The 16874-nt window shown below is 72.2% G+C and carries 15 protein-coding genes; 6 read left to right on the top strand and 9 right to left on the bottom strand.

All coding sequences use genetic code 11. The features are described 5' to 3' along the window. Window positions 1-92: 92 nt before the first annotated feature. A complete protein-coding gene (locus tag ACFV57_RS40470; RefSeq protein WP_385243576.1) occupies window positions 93-1898 on the bottom strand; it encodes a GDSL-type esterase/lipase family protein in 1806 nt (601 codons plus the stop codon). Between the two features lie 133 nt (window positions 1899-2031). Between ACFV57_RS40470 and ACFV57_RS40465 the strand changes: the two genes are divergently transcribed. Further along, the gene (locus ACFV57_RS40465; protein WP_385243573.1) at window positions 2032-2454 is read left to right on the top strand and encodes a DUF6278 family protein; all 423 of its coding nucleotides are present in this window, start codon (window positions 2032-2034) and stop codon (window positions 2452-2454) included. Window positions 2455-2475: 21 nt separating this feature from the next. Here ACFV57_RS40465 and ACFV57_RS40460 read toward each other — a convergent pair whose 3' ends face one another. Then, window positions 2476-3231 (bottom strand): GntR family transcriptional regulator, encoded by a 756-nt coding sequence (locus ACFV57_RS40460; protein WP_385243571.1) that lies wholly within the window; start codon window positions 3229-3231, stop codon window positions 2476-2478. 232 nt (window positions 3232-3463) lie between these two features. On the opposite strand from ACFV57_RS40460, the gene ACFV57_RS40455 reads away from it, so the two are divergent. From ACFV57_RS40455 to ACFV57_RS40440, 4 genes are read left to right on the top strand one after another with little or no spacing between them, the layout of a single operon-like run. Continuing rightward, window positions 3464-4207, top strand: a complete 744-nt coding sequence (locus ACFV57_RS40455) for an amino acid ABC transporter ATP-binding protein (protein WP_385243568.1) — start codon at window positions 3464-3466, stop codon at window positions 4205-4207. Window positions 4208-4221: 14 nt separating this feature from the next. After that, entirely contained in the window at window positions 4222-5139 is a 918-nt protein-coding gene (locus ACFV57_RS40450) for a glutamate ABC transporter substrate-binding protein (protein WP_385243565.1), read from the top strand. Window positions 5140-5154: 15 nt separating this feature from the next. Beyond that, entirely contained in the window at window positions 5155-5799 is a 645-nt protein-coding gene (locus tag ACFV57_RS40445) for an amino acid ABC transporter permease (protein WP_385243562.1), read from the top strand. Then, complete coding sequence (locus ACFV57_RS40440) at window positions 5796-6662, top strand: amino acid ABC transporter permease (RefSeq protein ID WP_385243559.1); 867 nt, start codon at window positions 5796-5798, stop codon at window positions 6660-6662. The genes ACFV57_RS40445 and ACFV57_RS40440 overlap by 4 nt, the downstream gene beginning before the upstream one ends. Before the next feature lie 37 nt (window positions 6663-6699). On the opposite strand, the gene ACFV57_RS40435 is transcribed toward ACFV57_RS40440, so the two are convergent. The 6 genes from ACFV57_RS40435 to ACFV57_RS40410 form a co-directional block, all read right to left on the bottom strand. Continuing rightward, complete coding sequence (locus ACFV57_RS40435) at window positions 6700-7362, bottom strand: methionine ABC transporter permease (protein ID WP_385243556.1); 663 nt, start codon at window positions 7360-7362, stop codon at window positions 6700-6702. Then, complete coding sequence (locus ACFV57_RS40430; RefSeq protein WP_385243553.1) at window positions 7362-8201, bottom strand: methionine ABC transporter ATP-binding protein; 840 nt, start codon at window positions 8199-8201, stop codon at window positions 7362-7364. Before ACFV57_RS40430 ends, ACFV57_RS40435 begins: the two co-directional genes overlap by 1 nt. A 7-nt stretch (window positions 8202-8208) precedes the next feature. Continuing rightward, entirely contained in the window at window positions 8209-9078 is an 870-nt protein-coding gene (locus ACFV57_RS40425) for a MetQ/NlpA family ABC transporter substrate-binding protein (protein ID WP_385243550.1), read from the bottom strand. Window positions 9079-9191: 113 nt separating this feature from the next. Further along, window positions 9192-11261 carry a dipeptide ABC transporter ATP-binding protein gene (locus ACFV57_RS40420; protein ID WP_385243547.1) on the bottom strand — a complete coding sequence of 690 codons (2070 nt, stop codon included), beginning with the start codon at window positions 11259-11261 and terminating at the stop codon, window positions 9192-9194. Beyond that, a complete protein-coding gene (locus tag ACFV57_RS40415) occupies window positions 11242-12201 on the bottom strand; it encodes an ABC transporter permease (RefSeq protein WP_385243545.1) in 960 nt (319 codons plus the stop codon). Before ACFV57_RS40415 ends, ACFV57_RS40420 begins: the two co-directional genes overlap by 20 nt. Before the next feature lie 13 nt (window positions 12202-12214). After that, a complete protein-coding gene (locus ACFV57_RS40410; protein ID WP_385243542.1) occupies window positions 12215-13198 on the bottom strand; it encodes an ABC transporter permease in 984 nt (327 codons plus the stop codon). 194 nt (window positions 13199-13392) lie between these two features. Between ACFV57_RS40410 and ACFV57_RS40405 the strand changes: the two genes are divergently transcribed. Then, complete coding sequence (locus ACFV57_RS40405) at window positions 13393-15087, top strand: ABC transporter family substrate-binding protein (protein WP_385243539.1); 1695 nt, start codon at window positions 13393-13395, stop codon at window positions 15085-15087. Between the two features lie 35 nt (window positions 15088-15122). Here ACFV57_RS40405 and ACFV57_RS40400 read toward each other — a convergent pair whose 3' ends face one another. Next, entirely contained in the window at window positions 15123-16760 is a 1638-nt protein-coding gene (locus ACFV57_RS40400) for an alpha/beta fold hydrolase (protein ID WP_385243536.1), read from the bottom strand. Window positions 16761-16874: the final 114 nt, after the last annotated feature.

Below are 16874 nucleotides of genomic sequence, written 5' to 3'. Positions count from 1 at the left end.
GGGGCCGCCTGCTCCCGGGCACACCCCTCCCTGGGCCCAGGGGCCGTCCCCGGGCCCAGGGGGCGCCCCTGGGCCCGGTGCCGCCGGGACGCTCAGGGCTTGGCGGGCACGAGCGCGCCGAGGTCCACCGACTCGCCGAGCGCCCGCAGGCCCGCGTCGCCCGGGTGAAGGTGATCTCCGCTGTCGTACGCGGGCAGTAGCCGCTGCGGGCGTCCCGGGTCCCGGAGCACCGCGTCGAAGTCCAGTACGGCGTCGAAGTCCGCGCCACCGGCCCGGATCGCGGCGTTCACGGCGGTGCGCCGCGCGTCGGCCGCCGCCGTGCAGTCCGAGAAGCCCTCGCACGGCGCGACGGTCGCGGCCACCACCCGCAGCCCCCGCTCGTGCGCGCCCCGGGCGATCGCCCGCAGCCCCGCCACGACCTCGTGCGCCGGGGTCCCGGGCCGTACGTCGTTGATGCCCTCGAAGACCACGACCGTACGGACCGACGGCTGGGCCAGCACGTCCCGCTCCAGCCGGTGCACCGCGCTGACCCCGCCGGTGTCGGTGCTCACACCGTCACCCGGATAGCGGTCGGTGACCACCCGGTTCGCCGAGATGCCGCTGTTGGCGACGCCGTAGCGCGGCACCCGGTGCTGCGCCTGGAGGCGGCGGGCCAGCACGTCCGGCCAGCGCCGGTTCGCGCCCGCCGTCGAGCCCGCGCCGTCGGTGATGGAGTCGCCGAGCGTCACGACCGTGCCCGGCCCGCCCGCGACCTCCACACCGGTCAGGAACGGCCAGCCGGTCACCGTGCCGGGGTACGACGCGCCGCCGACGTCACCCGTACGGTCGCCGCCGTCCGGCGCGCTGACGTACGAGACCTGCCGCGACTCCCGGTGCACCGGCACCGCCGTCACCGTGTCCGGCAGATGGAGGCTGACCAGCAGGTTGCGGCCCGCGGGCACGGCGAGGTCCAGCGGATCGCTGTACGCCTGGGCCCCCGCCGGGATCTGCGCGCTCCGCCGCCCGCCGAACGTCAGCGGTACGGGCGCACCGGCCGCCGCCGCACCGCCGCCCGCAGCCTGTACGGCCACGCTCGCGGCCCCGAAGCGCACCGGCGCCGACGCGAAGGTGTTCGCCAGCCGCACCCGGACGCGCGGCCCGCCCGCGCCGGCGTGCACCACCAGCCGCAGCGTCTGGCCGCGCCACGGCCCGGCCTTCGCGTACCCGCCGGTGGCCGCTGCCCAACTGCTCGTCCAGCCAGCGCCGTTGTCGCGCACCGCGGCGGCGAACACATGCAGGTCGGCGCCGGGACCCGGGTCCTCGGGCAGGACGACGGCGGCCACCTCGCGCCCGCGCGCCACCGGCACGCCCACCGCGTACAGCCGAGCCCGTTCCGCGCGTTGGCCGCCGGGCGTGTTGATGTGCGGCAGCGCCACCGCCTTCGTGCTCAGCGGGCCCGTACGCCAGTCCGGCGCGGTCAGCCGGTACGTGCTGCGTGAACCGTCCCGGTAGTGGACCGTGCCGGTCCCGGTCGCCGTGCCGCCCGTCGCCGCCACGAGCAGCGTCAGCGCGTCGCCGCGCCCGCTCAGCCGTACCGTCTGGCCGTCGGCCCGTACGTTGTCCGGGCGGCCCGTGGCGGCGCGTGGCCACCGCAGCCGGGCCGCGTCGACGGTCAGCACCCGCCCCGGCGTCCAGCCCGCCGCGGCGAGGTCCCGCGCCGACAGCGAGTTGCCCGCGCCGTCGAAGTCCGCCGACGCCGGGACGGACGGCTCACTGACGGCCGTGTTGTCGAAGAGTCTCTCCAACGGCACCGGGGCGGTGGTCCGTTGTGGTGGTGCCGCCGTCGCCGGCTCGGCCGCGGGGACGAGGGCGAGGCCGAGGGCAGGGGCGAGAACCACGCCCCACAGTCGTACGCGCATACGGTCTTCCTTCCGAATGGCACGAGGACGAGCACGCGGACCGGCCGGAACCGGTGGCCGCAGGCGGCGATCCGGCCACCGGCCTGCCGCGCGCCTGTGGCCACCGCCCCGGCCCGGGTGGGACGCTACGCCCATGAACCTGTCTTTCCTGGACAAGTGGCGCAAGCGGCCGGAAGCGAGCCCTGCTGTCGAAGACGACCCCGAAGGCGCGGCGATGCTCCTGGCGGAGTGCGAGCTGCTGCGTGCCCAGGCCGAGACCGAGGGCGTGGAACTGGATGATTCGGCGCACTCGTTGGAGCAGCTGGACCAGCTGCGGCCCGCCTGGCGCGACGACCCCGAGGTGGTGACCTGGCTCGGCAACGACGCGGGCTGCTACCTGGGCACGGTGCTGGTACGGACGGTGCCCGGCGCGGCCTGGAAGGTGTGGCCCGGCGGGGAGCCGGTGGTCCGGCTGGCGTCCGGCCGGGAGGTGGACGTGGTGACCGCGGGCCGGGACTGGGCGGCGAACGGCGCGCCCGAGCTGTGCCAGCTCTACGCGGAGGCCGCCGAGAGCTGACCGGCGGCCCGGCCTCCCCGGCTACACGAACCCGATGTCGTACGCGAGCCGCCACCGGTCGGCCCGGACGACGATGTCCGACGTCTCCACGGCCCGCCCGTCCGCGTCGAAGTGGGTGCGCTCCACGACCGTCACGCACTGTCCGGGGGAGCAGCCCAGCGCCTCCGCCTCGGAACTGGAAGCGGGCCGGGACCCCACGCGCTCCTCGGCGCGCACCACCCGGATTCCGATGGCGGCCATGCGCCCCCGCACCCCGCGCCGGGCATAGGGCCCGCACTCCGGGAAGACGACGTCGGTGCCCTCGGTGATGGCGAGCGGCTCCCAGCTCGTGGCGAGTTGTACGGGCTGCCGGTTGGCCAGGTACTCGTACACCGAACGGATGACGCCGGTGCCCGGCACGATGCACAGCCGCCGCGCCACCCGGTCGGACGCCGCGTCCGTCGTCGAGGACGCCTCCCAGGTCAGCGGCGCGCCGTCGGGTGACCCTTCGAGGGCGATCCGGGCGGCGAACGGGGAGTCCACGGCGCCGGTGGAGCGCAGCAGGGTCCCTATCGGTGCCCGGTCGGAAACGAACACGCCGCGCCCGAACTGGCCTTCCGCGTAGCCGGCGGCCTTCAGGACGCGTACCGCGCGGTCCACGGTCTGGTCGCTGGCCTCGTATGTCCGCTTGAGCTCGGAGCGGGACGGAATCCGCGCGCCGACGGGGAGGGCACCCTCGTCGATCCGGCGGCGCAGGTCGTCGGCGATGCGCTGGAAGACAGGTCGGTTGTCACCCATGCCGCACAGGCTAGGTACGCAGGCAGGCTCTGTGTACCTAGGGCAGCGGTGCCGGGTCCGCGGCCCGCCGGGGACGTGCCGTGCGCTGGGCGTCCGGGTGTTTTCTCCGGTAATCAGGGCTTATCCGGGTATCTGAGCGTGTCAGGGGAAATGTACTGCTTTCGTGCGGGTAGTTTGCGGTGTCCTGGCTGGACGGACGGAACCGGACGGATGGAAGTGGGCAGGGCTGCACATGGCCGGTGATGCGCTGATCGAGTTGCGCGGGGTCAACAAGCACTACGGGAAACTGCATGTCCTCCAGGACATCGATCTCACCGTCGGCCGCGGCGAGGTGGTGGTCGTCATCGGGCCCTCCGGGTCCGGCAAGTCCACCCTGTGCCGCACCATCAACCGCCTCGAACCGATCGAGTCCGGCACCATCACCCTGGACGGCCACCCGCTCCCCGAGGAGGGGCGCGAACTGGCCAGGCTGCGCGCCGAAGTCGGCATGGTCTTCCAGTCCTTCAACCTCTTCGCCCACAAGTCCGTGCTGGCCAACGTGATGCTCGCGCCGGTCAAGGTCCGCGGGCGCAAGAAGGAGGAAGCCGAGCGGCGGGCCCGGGAACTCCTGGAGCGGGTGGGCCTGGCCGCGCACGCCGACAAGTACCCGGCGCAGCTCTCCGGCGGCCAGCAGCAGCGCGTGGCCATCGCCCGCGCCCTCGCCATGGAGCCGCAGGCGCTGCTCTTCGACGAGCCGACCTCCGCCCTCGACCCGGAGATGATCAACGAGGTGCTGGAGGTCATGCAGCAGCTCGCGCAGGAGGGCATGACCATGGTCGTCGTCACCCATGAGATGGGTTTCGCGCGCTCGGCCGCCAACCGCGTCGTCTTCATGGCCGACGGCCGGATCGTCGAGGACCGCACACCGGAGGAGTTCTTCACCGCGCCCGAGAGCGACCGCGCCAAGGACTTCCTCTCCAAGATCCTCAAGCACTGACCGGGGGCGCCGCCATGCACCAGACCCGAACCGCCCTCGTGGCGCTCGTGCTGACCGCCGCCGCGCTGCTGCCGGTCGCCGGCTGCGGCAAGTCCGGCAGCCCGCCCGTCAAGGGCCCCAAGGGCAGCCAACTGCCCCGCTACGCGACCGCCGAGGGCTTCCGGCTGCCCGCCTCCGCGACCTGGCGCAAGGCGAAGAGCCGCGGCCGGCTGGTCGTCGGCGCCAAGGAGGACCAGCCGTACATGGGGGAGCGGGACCCGGCCTCCGGGACGTACACCGGCTTCGATGTCGAGATCGCCAAGATGCTGTCCGCCTCGCTCGGCTTCGGCCCGAAGACGGTCCAGTTCAAGACCATCGCTTCCGCCAACCGCGAGACGGCCCTGCAGAACGGCCAGATCGACTACTACGTCGGCACCTACACCATCAATGACAAGCGCAAGCAGCAGGTGGGCTTCGCGGGCCCGTACTACATGGCGGGACAGGGCCTGCTCGTGCGCAAGGACCAGAAGGGCATCGACGGGCCGGGGGACCTGGCGGGCAAGAAGGTCTGCTCGGCGGCAGGTTCCACGCCCTATCAGCGCATCCAGTCCGACTACCCGAAGGCCGACCTGGTCGCCTACGACACGTACTCGGTGTGTGTGGACAACCTGCTCACGTACCAGGTCGACGCCGTCACCACCGACGACGCGATCCTCATGGGCTACGCCGCCAAAGTGCCCGACGAGCTGAAGCTGGCCGGCAAGCCGTTCTCCGAGGAGCCGTACGGCATCGGCGTGCCGCGCGGGGACACCGCCCTGCGCCTCGCGCTGGACGACGCGCTCGCCGCCCACGAGAAGAACGGCGACTGGAAGAAGGCGTACGACGCGACGCTGGGCCTGTCCGGCGTCCCCGCTCCGAAGCCGCCCGCCATCGACCGCTACCCGGCGAGCTGAGGACGAGGACCGCCCGTGAACGTGCTCCTGGACAACTTCTCCCTCTACGGGAAGGGCCTGCTCGGCACCGTCGAACTGACCGTCTTCGCCTCGCTGCTCGCGCTCGTCGTCGGCGTGGTGATGGCGGCGTTCCGGGTCGCGCCGGTCGGCTCGCTGCGGGTGTTCGGCACCGTGTGGGTGACGGTGCTGCGCAACACCCCGCTGACGCTGCTGTTCTTCGCGGTGCTGCTCGGCCTGCCGCGCTTCGGCATCGTGCTGCCCTTCAAGATCTTCGCCGTGCTGGCGCTGGGCTGCTACACCTCCGCCTTCATCTGCGAGGCGGTGCGCTCCGGCATCAACACCGTCCCGGTGGGGCAGGGCGAGGCGGCCCGCAGCCTCGGCATGAGCTTCTCGCGGACGCTGGGCGACGTGGTGCTGCCGCAGGCGTTCCGTACCGTGATCCCGCCCGTCGGCTCCACGCTCATCGCGCTCGCCAAGAACTCCGCGATCGCCGGCTCCTTCAGCGTCGTCGAACTCCTCGGCACGTACAAGACGCTCAACGAGCTGGGCTACAGCATCGTCTGGTCCTTCGTCTGGATCGCCGTCGGCTACCTGATCGTGACCCTGACCATCAGCGCGCTGTTCAACGTGCTGGAAAAGCGCTGGGGGGTTCCCCGATGACCGTCACCACCGCCCTCTACGACGTCCCCGGACCGCAGACCCGGCGGCGGCACCGCCTGTACGGGGTGGCGGCGACCGTGGTGATCCTCGCCATCATCGCCTGGGCCGTGTTCCTGCTGATCGACACCGGCCAGTTCAGCGCGCGCAAGTGGACGCCGTTCGCGTACCAGGGCATCCAGGAGCTGCTGCTCGAAGGGCTGCTCAACACGCTCAAGGCGTTCGCGATCGCCGCCGTGCTCTCGCTCGTGCTGGGCGCGGTGCTCGCCGCGGGCCGGCTCTCCGACCACGCGCCGGTCCGCTGGGTGAGCACGCTGCTGGTGGAGTTCTTCCGCGCGATGCCGGTGCTGGTCATGATCTTCTTCATCTACGTGGCGCTGCGGGCCGAGCCACTGTACGCGCTGGTCGCGGGGCTGACGCTGTACAACGGCTCGGTGCTGGCCGAGGTGTTCCGGGCGGGCGTGCACTCGGTCGACCGCGGGCAGCGGGAGGCCGCGTACGCGCTCGGGATGCGCAAGACGCAGGTCATGACGCACGTCCTGGTGCCCCAGGCGGTCCGCGCCATGCTGCCCACGATCATCAGCCAGCTGGTGGTCGCCCTCAAGGACACCTCGCTCGGCTTCCTGATCACCTACGAGGAGTTCCTGCACGCCGGCAAGCTGATCGCCTCCAACCTCGACTACGACCTGCCCTTCATCCCGGTCGTCCTGATCATCTCGCCCGTCTACATCGGCATGTGCATGGTGCTGTCGTGGTGCGCTTACCGGGTCGCCAAGCGGCAGCGCAAGAGCCTGAAGACGGAGGCCGTGGACGTCAACGCGCCGGAGCCGGGGACGCTGCTGCCGGGGGCGCGGCAGCAGCGCTAGGCGTGTCTTCAAAAGGCCCTGCCCCCGGCAGCCCGCCTCAGCGGCGCAGCACCTTGCGGGACAGCGCGTTGCCCAGCAGCTGCGCCGCCTGGACCAGCGCGATCAGGATGAGCACGGTCACCACCATCACCCGGGTGTCGAAGCGCAGATAGCCATGGGTGATGGCGAGGTTGCCGACGCCCCCGCCGCCTACCGTGCCCGCGATGACCGAGAAGTCGATCAGGGCCACGAGCATGAACGTCAGGCCGAGGATCAGCGGCCCGAGCGCCTCGGGGATCAGCACCGTCACCAGGATGCGCACCGGCCCGGTGCCCATCGCGCGCGCCGCCTCGACGACGCCCGGTTCCACGGCCAGCAGGTTGCTCTCCACGATCCGGGCCACGCCGAACGTGGCGATCACCGTCATCGGCAGGATCACGGCGTCGGTGCCCACCGCCGTGCCGATCAGCTGCCGGGTCACCGGGGAGAGCACCACGATGGCGATCAGCGCCGGCACCGGGCGCACGACGTTGACCAGCACGCTCAGTACGGCGTACACGACGCGGTTGTGCAGCAGGCCGCCTTTGCGGGTGGCGTACAGCAGCAGCCCCAGGGCCAGGCCGAGGACGGTGGACAGGACGAGGGTGGCCAGCACCATGTAGACGGTCTGGCCGGTCGCCTCGGCGATCTTGGGCCAGAGCAGGTTCCAGTCCGGATGCATCAGGCGCCCACCTCCGCGAGGACGGTCGCGACGACCGAGTCCGCCACACCGTGCTTGCGCAGCAGCTGCGGCAGCAGGTCCAGGACGGGCGAGGCGTGCACGGCGGAGCGTACGAAGGCGCGGGTGGTGGGGTGCTGCGGCCGGGCGAAGACCTCGGCCACCGCGCCGCGCTCCACGATCCGTCCGCCGTCCATCACGGCGACCTGGTCGCACACCGCCCGGACCACCTCCATCTCGTGGGTGATCAGGACGATGGTGACGCCCAGCTCCGTGTTGACCCGCTTGAGCAGCGCGAGGATCTCGTGCGTGGTCTGCGGGTCCAGCGCGGACGTGGCCTCGTCGCACAGCAGCACCTGGGGAGAGGTCGCCAGGGCGCGCGCGATGCCCACCCGCTGCCGCTGGCCGCCGGAGAGCTGCTCGGGATAGCGGCGGGCCTGGTCGGCGAGCCCCACGAAGGCCAGCGCCTGCTGGGCCTCGGCGCGGGCCCGCGCCCGTGCGGCCCCGGCCTGCCGCAGCGGGTAGGCGACATTGCCCAGGACCGTGCGCGACCGGAACAGGTTGAACTGCTGGAAGACCATGCCGATGTCGCGCCGGGCGGCGCGCAGCTGCCGCTCCGGGAGGCCGGTGAGCTGCCGCCCGCCCACGGTGACGGTGCCCGCCGTCGGGGTCTCCAGCAGGTTGACCATCCGCAGCAGGGTGGACTTGCCGGCGCCGCTGTGCCCGACGATGCCCTGTACGGTGCCCCGCGCGACGGTGAGGCCGACATCGTCGACCGCGCGCACGCCACCCGCGAACTCCTTGGTCAGACCGCTCAGTGCGATCATCGTCTCGGTGCTCATCGCGGCCTCAGCCCTTGAGCTGGCGGGCGACCCGGTCCAGCTCCCGCGTCAGTTCGGCCCGGGACAGGTCGATGTGGACGGCCGTGCCGTTGGATGTACGGCGCGCCTCGTCCTGGACCGGCTTGCTCGCGTACAGCTTCACGATCTTCGCGAAGCGGGGGTCGTCCTTGTCCTTCGCGCGCGAGGCGATGACGTTGACGTACGGCCGTACGTCCGCTCCGCGCGGGTCGTCCTTGAAGAGCGCGGTGTCCGCCTTGACGCCGGCCAGGGTGGCCACGCCGTCGTTGATGACGGCGGCGTCCACGTCCTTGAGCAGCCGGGGCGTCTGCTGGGCGTTGACCGGGGTGAGCTTCAGGTGCCGGGGATTGCCGGCGATGTCGTCGGCGGTGGCGTACAGACCGGTGCCGGGCTTCAGCGTGATCAGCCCGGCCTTCGCCAGCAGCCGCAGCGCCCGGCCCTCGTTGGCGGGGTCGTTGGGGTGGGCGATCCGCGCGCCGTCCGGCAGGTCGGCGAGCTTCTTCGCCCGCTGGGAGTAGAGGCCGAGCGGGACGACGTTGGTGGCGGCGAGCGGCACGATGTCGGTGTCGTTCTCGGTGTTGGACTGGGCCAGGAACACCAGGTGCTGGAACGCGTTGAGGTCGATGTCCCCGGCGGCGAGCGCCTTGTTGGGCAGCGAGTAGTCGTCGAACGGCACCACCTCGACCTCCAGGCCCTGTTTCTCCGCCTCCTTGGCGAGCACGTCCCAGTCGGTGGAGTCACCGCTGACCCCGACGCGGATGCGGTCTCCGCCGGAACCGGTCAGGCCGCAGCCCGAGAGGGTGAGGGCCAGCAGGGCGGCGGCCGCGACGGCGGTGCGGCGGGGCAGGGTGCGGTTCATCGTTCTCATTCCGTGAATTGCGTGGGTTCCGTGGGTGGTGGAGCGGAAAGGGCGGGCGCGGCTCTTGTGGAGGGGGCGCCCGCCCGGTCGGCCGCGCCTGGTCCGGGTGCGGATCAGGCGGCGAAGTGACAGGCCGAGGTGTGCCCGGGCCCGTGCGCGGTGAGGCCGGGGGCCTGTTCCTCGCAGCGGGCCCGCCGGTCCGGGCCGAGCGTGGCGTACAGGGGACACCGGCCGCGGAAGCCGCAGCCGGTGACGCGTTCGGCCGGGCCCGGCGGGTCCCCGGCCAGCAGGACGCGTCGGCGGGCGCGCTCGCGTGCGGGGTCGGGGACCGGTACGGCCGACAGCAGGGCCTGGGTGTACGGGTGCCGGGGCGCGCCGAACACCGCGTCCGCCGGTCCGTGTTCGACCGTACGGCCCAGGTACATCACGCTCACCCGGTCGGCGACGTGGCGTACGACGGACAGGTCGTGCGAGACGAACAGGTACGACAGGCCCAGCTCGTCCCGGAGATCGGCCAGCAGGTTGAGCACCCCCGCCTGCACCGACACGTCGAGGGCCGACACCGGCTCGTCCAGGACCAGCAGCCGCGGCGACACGGCGAGGGCGCGGGCGATGCCGATGCGCTGCCGCTGGCCGCCGGAGAACTGGTGCGGATAGCGCTCCGCGTCCCCGGCCGCGAGCCCCACCAGCTCCAGCACCTCCGGTATCCGTGCCGCGATCTTGTCCTTCGCGGCCCGCTGCGCGCGCAGCGGCTCCGCGATCAGCTCGCCGACCGGCATCCGGGGGTCCAGGCTGGACACCGGGTCCTGGAAGACGATCTGGACGGCGCCGCGCAGGCTCCGGCGCCCCGCGCGGTCGAGGGTGCGGACGTCCTGGCCGAGCAGTTCCACGTCCCCGCCTTCGGTCGCCGTGCCGGACAGGATCTCCAGCAGCGTGGTCGTCTTGCCGGAACCGGACTCGCCGACCAGGCCGAGGGTTTCGCCGCGCCGGATGTCCAGGTCGACGCCGTCCACCGCGTACACGCTGCCGGTCCGGCGCCGGAACACCTTGCCGCTGTGCACCGGGAACGTCTTGGTCAGGTCCCGCACCCGCAGGACATGCGGCAGTTCGTCGCGGTTCCCGGCCGCCGGGCGCACGGCCGGTGGCTCGTGCGCCGTGGCGGCCGACAGCGCTCGCTCCGCGTGATGCGGCTCTTTGAAGCAGGCCACGGTGTGTTCGAGGTCCGCGCCGACGGCCAGCAGCGCGGGCTCATCCGTACGGCAGGTGTCGTCGGCGAGCGGGCAGCGTGGCGCGAAGGCGCATCCGGCGGGCAGGCCGTCCGCGTCCGGCGGCGTCCCCGGGACCGGAACGAGCCGCCCGCGGCCCGGCACCGCCTCGATGCTCGGTACGGCGCCCAACAGGCCTGCGGTGTACGGCATACGGGGCGCGTCGAACAGTTCCTGCGCGGGCGCGCTCTCCACCACCCGGCCCGCGTACATGACGGCCACCCGGTCGGCCATCCCCGCGATCACTCCCAGGTCGTGGCTGACGAGCAGCAGGGCCGCGCCGGTCTCCCGCTGGGCGGTGCGCAGCACGTCCAGCACCTGGGCCTGCACGGTGACGTCGAGCGCGGTGGTGGGCTCGTCGGCGAGGAGCACCTCGGGGCCGTTGGCGATGGCCATGGCGATGAGCACGCGCTGCCGCATGCCGCCGGAGAACTGGTGCGGATACGCGGCGGCGCGCGCCCGCGGGTCGGGGATGCCGACCAGGTCGAGGAGTTCCACGGCGCGGCGCGCGGCCTGCGCGCGAGAGAGGTCCTGGTGGGTGCGGACCGCCTCGGCGATCTGGTCGCCGACGCGGTGGACCGGGGTGAGGGCGGACAGCGGGTCCTGGAAGACCATGCCGATACGGCGCCCGCGCAGCCGGGAGAGCGCGGCGTCACCGACGCCGACCAGCTCGGTCCCGCCCAGCCGTACCGATCCGCCGACCCGCGCGGACCCGGGCAGCAGCCCCATCGCGGCGAGCGCGACGGTGGACTTGCCGGACCCCGACTCCCCGACGAGCCCGAGGACTTCACCGCGTCGCAGGGCGAGGTCCACGCCGCGCACCGCGTGGCGGGGGCCCCGCGGGCCGGGGAACTCGACGTCCAGTCCGCGGATGTCCAGGGCGGCCGTCGTCCGCGGGTCAGTCGGCGACGAGATCATGGTCGGTTTCCTTGCGGTGCGGGGGCGGGAGGGGATCGGCGTGGGGTGCGGGCCCGGGCTTCGCGGCGGGGTGGCGGCGCCCCGTGCGCCGGGCGCCGCGCGGCCGGCCGGCCGATGTCGGGTCCAGGGCGTCGCGCAGCCCGTCGCCGAGGAAGTTGACGGCCAGGACGAAGACCACCAGCAGACCGGCCGCGAAGAAGAACAGCCAGGGGTAGGTGACCGCCGCGCCCGTTCCGTCCGCGATGAGGGTGCCCAGGGACACGTCCGGCGGCTGCACGCCGAAGCCGAAGTAGGACAGGCCCGTCTCGCTCATCACCGCGCCGCCGACCGCGATCGTGGCGTCGACGATGAGGAAGGAGGCGACGTTGGGGAGGATGTGGCGGAAGACGATGCGCAACGGGTGGACGCCCATCAGACGGGCCGCGCGGACGAAGTCCCGCTCCTTGAGAGAGAGCGTCATCGACCGTACGACGCGCGCGGTGAGCATCCATCCGAAGGCCGCCAGCAGCCCCACGAAGGCGATCCAGCTCGCGCCCCGCAGGCGCGGGGAGACGATCGCGATGACGAGGAAGGCCGGGAAGACCAGGAGCAGATCGGTGCAGAGGGTCGTCAGCCGGTCCGCCCAGCCGCCGAAGTACCCGGCGCACGCGCCGGCCACCGCCGCCAGCACCGTCGCGAACAGCGCGACGAGCAGCCCGATCAGCAGCGACTTCTGGAGCCCGCGCAGCACCTGCGCGTACACGTCCTGGCCGATGCTGTTGGTGCCGAACCAGTGCTCGGCGGAGGGCGGCTGCCGCAGCGCGCCGTAGTCGACGTCCGTGTACGACCAGTGGCCGAGGTACGGGCCGGCGAAGGCGAGGAGGAAGAGGAGCAGCAGAACGGCGGCGCCGGTCAGGGCGTTGGCGTTCCGTACGAAGCGGCGCAGGGCGACGCGGAGCATGGTCCGGCCCTCCTCAGCTCGTCCGTACGCGCGGATCGAGCGCGGCGTGCAGGACATCGGCCAGGAACCCGGACAGCAGCACCAGTACGGCCGCGAACACGTTGACCGCCACCACCGCGTTGACGTCGCCCTTGCCGACGGCGTCGATGAACCACGAGCCCATGCCGTGCCAGCCGAAGATCTTCTCGGTGAAGGCGGCGCCGGTGAACAGGGCGAGGAACCCGTAGGCGAAGAAGGTGGACATCGGCACCAGGGCGGTCCGCAGCCCGTGCCGGAGCACCGCGGTGTGCTTGCGCAGGCCCTTGGCGCGGGCGGTGCGCAGGAAGTCCGAGCCGAGTACGTCGAGCATCGTGCCGCGCTGGTAGCGGCTGTAGGACGCGGCCGTACCGAGCGCGATGGCGAGGGTCGGCAGGAGGAGGTGGACCAGGCGGTCACCGAGCAGCGTGCCGAACCCGCCCGTCAGCCCCGGTGTGTGCTCTCCGGTGAAGCCGATGATCTCGTCGCCCGCCGCCTGGTTCACCGCGATGGCGCCGGTCTTGAGGAGCACGGCGAGCAGGAAGGTGGGGGTGGACAGCAGCAGGAACGCGAAGAGGGTGACGGCACGGTCGGAGAAGCGGTACTGCCGGACCGCGCCCCACGCACCCAGCAGTACCCCCCCGACCGTGCCCAGCAGGGTGCCGGCCAGCAGCAGCCGCAGGCTGACGCCGACACGGCGCCCGAACTCCTCGCTGACGGCGCCGGAGTCGATCGTCCGGCCGAGGTCGCCGTGCAGGGCGTGGCCCAGCCAGGCGGCGAACCGTTCCGGCAGGGGAGTGCGGTCGTTGATGCCCAGCGCGGTCAGCTGGGCCTCGACGGCGCCGGGCGACGGCGGCGGCTGCCGGCCCTCGAAGTAGCCGCGGGGCGACAGGGCGAGCGAGGTCAGCGCGTAGGAGACGACGACGGCCAGCGCCAGCAACAGCGCGTAATAGCCGAGGCGTTTGGAAAGGTGGGCGAACACGGGTGGTCATCCCTTTCAGGGTGGTGCGACCAGTGACGCTAGCCGACGCTTTCCACCGGGTGATGCGGCTGCGTAAACCCGTCATTGCAACTTCAATAAATGCTCTGACCTGCGCCTTTGTGAAGACCGGGCCGCCTTACGGTGCTCCGGGGGCCGTGCTCGCGGCGCCCGTGAACCAGCGAGAGGAACCGCGCATGAACCGGGCCCGCGGGGCAGCCGCCCTGGCCGTAACGACCGTCCTGGCCGCGGTGGCGGTCACCGCCTGTGGCGGGCCCGGCGGCTCGGCGGGCGGCGCGCACGCCGGAGCGGCGCCGCGGGCGGGGGCGCAGGGCCTGGCCCCGCACCCCGTCTCCGACCTCAGACAGGGCGGCACCATGCGGGTCTCGGTCCAGCAGTGGATCACCCAGTCCAACCCCAACCAGATCGACGGCACCCAGGGCGACGCCTCCGCGATCACCAGCATGGTGGAGCCGAGTCTCTTCAGTCTCGACGCGAAGGGCGAGCCCCGGCCCGATCCCGACTTCCTCGCCTCGGCGAAGGTCGTCTCGACCACCCCCCAGGTCGTGTCCTACCGGCTCAACCCCCGGGCGAAGTGGTCCGACGGCACGCCGCTGGGATGGCGGGACTTCGAGGCCCAGTGGAAGGCGCTGAACGGCACCGACGACCGCTACCGGGCCGCCACCACCGGCGGTTACGAGCAGATCGGCAAGGTGGCGCGGGGCGCCGACGACCACGAGGTGCGGGTCACCTTCACCACTCCGTACGCGGACTGGCAGTCCCTGTTCGACCCGCTGCTGCCCGCCTCCCTGAACGCCACCCCGGAGAGCTTCGAGAAGGGCTGGGTCGGCCGCATCCCGGTGACCGGCAACGCCTGGAAGGTCGGCGCGTTCGACCGGACCGCGCAGACCGTCACGCTCGTTCCCGACCCGGCCTGGTGGGGGCGCAGGCCCAGGCTGGACAAGATCATTTACTGGGCGCTGGACGGCACCTCCACCATCGACGCGTACCTGAACAAGGAGATCGACGACACCAGCGCCGTGGACCCCGAGAAATACCAGCGCCTGAAGAAGGACCGCGGCACCGACATCCGCGTCGGCGCCCGCTGGGACCAGGTCACCCTCAGCCTCAACGGCGGCCGCGGCCCGCTGGCCGACGTCGCGGTGCGCCAGGCCGTCACGCTCGGCGTGGACCGTGCCGCGCTCGCCGAGGTCGCGGGCAAGGACCTGCCGTTCGAACCGCGGGTGCTGGACAACCACTTCTTCATGCCCGACCAGGCGGGCTACCAGGACAACACCGGCGGCTTCGGCAAGCGCGACGTGGCCCGCGCCAGGAAGCTGCTGGACGCGGCGGGCTGGCGGGACAACGGCGCCGGCGAGCCGCGTACGAAGGACGGCAGGCCGCTGTCCCTGGAGTTCGTGATGCCCGGCGACGCGCTCGCCCTCCAGGCCGACCAGGCCAAGCTGGTGCAGCGGATGCTCGGCGAGATCGGCGTCGGCGTACGGCTGCGGAAGGTGCCGGGCAGCGACTACTTCGACAAGTACGTGCACCGCGGCAACTACGACCTGACCCAGTTCCGCCAGGTCGACCGGGTCTTCCGGGCCACCTCGTACGCCGACTACCGGATGCCGCACGGTGCGAACGCCTTCACCAACTACGGCCGGGTCTCCTCCCCGGAGGTGGACCGCCTCCTGCTGGAGGCGACCCGCACCACCGACGTGGCGCGCCAGCGCGCGCTCTACAACCAGGCCGACGCCAGGATCTGGCAGCTGGGCCACTCCATCCCGCTCTACCAGCGCCCGCAGCTCATCGCGGTCCGCAAGGGCCTGGTGAACCACGGCGCGCCCGGCCTCGGCGACGAGGACCCGAAGACGATCGGCTGGCTGAAGTAGCCGGCGGCCGGACCGGAGCGCCCGGCCGCGGGCGCTCAGTCGCGTACCGGTACCGACAGCCAGGACGGGTCGGCGGCGGGCGAGGAGAACGTGAGCTTGGCTCCGGCCGGGTTGTGATCGATGTAGAGCGGGTCCACGGAGTCCACGACCACCGCCATCCGGTGGCCCGCCGGGACGTCGTACGCCGTCGAGAACAGCTCCAGGTCCACGCCGAACGGCTTGCCCGCCGCCTTGTCGTGGAACGTGAACGGCGCGTGCGAGACCAGCTTGCCGATGCCGAGCGGCCCGACGTCGTAGAGGTAGGCGATGGCGGTGCCGCTCGTCGCGGTGCTGGTGACGGTGGTGTGCAGCTTCGCCGTGCCGCGTACGTGCTGCGCGGACGTGTACCGCTCGGACTGCCACACGGCCGCGACCGAGCGCGGCAGCAGCGGGATCGAGGCCATCGGCGGCAGCTTGAAGAACTGGTCCATGATGCTGGAGAGGAAGACGGTGCCGCCGTTGGCGCCGGAGTCCCGGTTCGTGCTGATGCGATGGGTGCCGTTCAGCTCGATCCGGCGGTCGCCGGAGGGCACGTCCTTCCAGCTCTTGTACCCCTCGTAGGCGCCCGCCGAACGGGACTTCAGCTGTACGGGCGCCTCGCGGTTCACGCCGTTGTCGGCGCCCTGGAGGTAGTGGTCGAACCACCGTTTCGTGTGGTTCCAGGTGTCGTTCGGCAGGCCCAGCAGGCCCAGGCCCTCCGCGGTGGCGTGGTCACCGGGCCGGAACTCCAGGCGCTTGGGCCCCTTCAGCTTCTCGTAGAAGTCGGCGTACTGGTTGGGCGGGAAGATCGAGTCGCCCCAGGCGTTGCCCAGCATGATGGCCGCGCCATTGGCGTTGATCTTGTCGAGATAGGTGAGGGGGGACCGCTTCGCGCCCCACTTGAGCATGTCCCCTTCCTTGGCCAGGTTGGAGCCGAGGAAGTTCTTGAGGACCTCGGTCAGTTCCGGGCCGGGGCGCCCGGTGAGCGCGCCCAGTCCGCCCAGTACGGCCGCCGCCTGGCGGTGCTGGGTGCGCCCGCTGTAGATCGAGTTGATCAGGTCGGCCCAGCCGCTCATCGCCGAGACCGCCTTGACGCGCTTGTCGAAGGCGGAGGTCAGCAGGCTGATCCCGGCGCCGTACGACATCCCGGCCATGCCCACCTTGCCCGGGTCGGCCGGGGTGTGGGCGAGGGCCCAGTCGATGACCTTGGAGGCGTCGGCGATGTCCTCGGGGCCACCCGTCTCGATCTTCCCGCCGGACTGCCAGAAGCCGCGGGTGTTGTAGCCCACCACCACGTACCCGGCGTCGGCGAGCTTCTTGGCCTGCACGACGTACTGGATCTGCGGCGTGGCCCAGCTGCTGGGGAGCACGATCAGCGGGTAGCGGCGGCCGGGTACGGCGTCGCCGGGGGTGAAGACGTTGGCCTTCAGATTGGTGCCGCCGTCGCCCTCGATGTCGACGAACTTCACGTCCGGGAACTTCGCCGCGAGCCCCCGTTGCGCGGCGGCGCCGGCCGCGGGGGTGCTCGTGGCGGGTGCGTGCGGTCCGGCGGTGGCGGAGTTCGCCGCCGGGGCGCCCGTGAGGGCGGTGGTGGCGAGCACGGCCGCGGAGACGGTGCCGACGGTGGTGCGCAGCGTGGTGCGTGAGGGCGACATCTACTGCTCCAATGCTCCAAGACTGAAGTGACTGGAGAGTAAGATGTGGCGCCAACTCCTGGTAACCCGTCGGTAGGTTACGGATGGGTAACGTCAAGGGGCCGGGTGGGGTGG

The organism is Streptomyces sp. NPDC059788 (genome assembly GCF_042732265.1).
Classification (GTDB): Bacteria; Actinomycetota; Actinomycetes; order Streptomycetales; family Streptomycetaceae; genus Streptomyces.
The sequence above is the reverse complement of the archived record's forward strand: the minus strand, read 5'-3'. Positions and strand labels throughout refer to the sequence as shown.

Bases quoted from the DNA above. Each gene is read 5' to 3' on its own strand.
- ACFV57_RS40470 (WP_385243576.1), bottom strand. From the start codon at position 1,898: ATGCGCGTACGACTGTGGGGCGTGGTTCTCGCCCCTGCCCTCGGCCTC.
- ACFV57_RS40465 (WP_385243573.1), top strand. From the start codon at position 2,032: ATGAACCTGTCTTTCCTGGACAAGTGGCGCAAGCGGCCGGAAGCGAGC.
- ACFV57_RS40460 (WP_385243571.1), bottom strand. From the start codon at position 3,231: ATGGGTGACAACCGACCTGTCTTCCAGCGCATCGCCGACGACCTGCGC.
- ACFV57_RS40455 (WP_385243568.1), top strand. From the start codon at position 3,464: ATGGCCGGTGATGCGCTGATCGAGTTGCGCGGGGTCAACAAGCACTAC.
- ACFV57_RS40450 (WP_385243565.1), top strand. From the start codon at position 4,222: ATGCACCAGACCCGAACCGCCCTCGTGGCGCTCGTGCTGACCGCCGCC.
- ACFV57_RS40440 (WP_385243559.1), top strand. From the start codon at position 5,796: ATGACCGTCACCACCGCCCTCTACGACGTCCCCGGACCGCAGACCCGG.
- ACFV57_RS40435 (WP_385243556.1), bottom strand. From the start codon at position 7,362: ATGCATCCGGACTGGAACCTGCTCTGGCCCAAGATCGCCGAGGCGACC.
- ACFV57_RS40430 (WP_385243553.1), bottom strand. From the start codon at position 8,201: ATGAGCACCGAGACGATGATCGCACTGAGCGGTCTGACCAAGGAGTTC.
- ACFV57_RS40425 (WP_385243550.1), bottom strand. From the start codon at position 9,078: ATGAACCGCACCCTGCCCCGCCGCACCGCCGTCGCGGCCGCCGCCCTG.
- ACFV57_RS40420 (WP_385243547.1), bottom strand. From the start codon at position 11,261: ATGATCTCGTCGCCGACTGACCCGCGGACGACGGCCGCCCTGGACATC.
- ACFV57_RS40415 (WP_385243545.1), bottom strand. From the start codon at position 12,201: ATGCTCCGCGTCGCCCTGCGCCGCTTCGTACGGAACGCCAACGCCCTG.
- ACFV57_RS40405 (WP_385243539.1), top strand. From the start codon at position 13,393: ATGAACCGGGCCCGCGGGGCAGCCGCCCTGGCCGTAACGACCGTCCTG.
- ACFV57_RS40400 (WP_385243536.1), bottom strand. From the start codon at position 16,760: ATGTCGCCCTCACGCACCACGCTGCGCACCACCGTCGGCACCGTCTCC.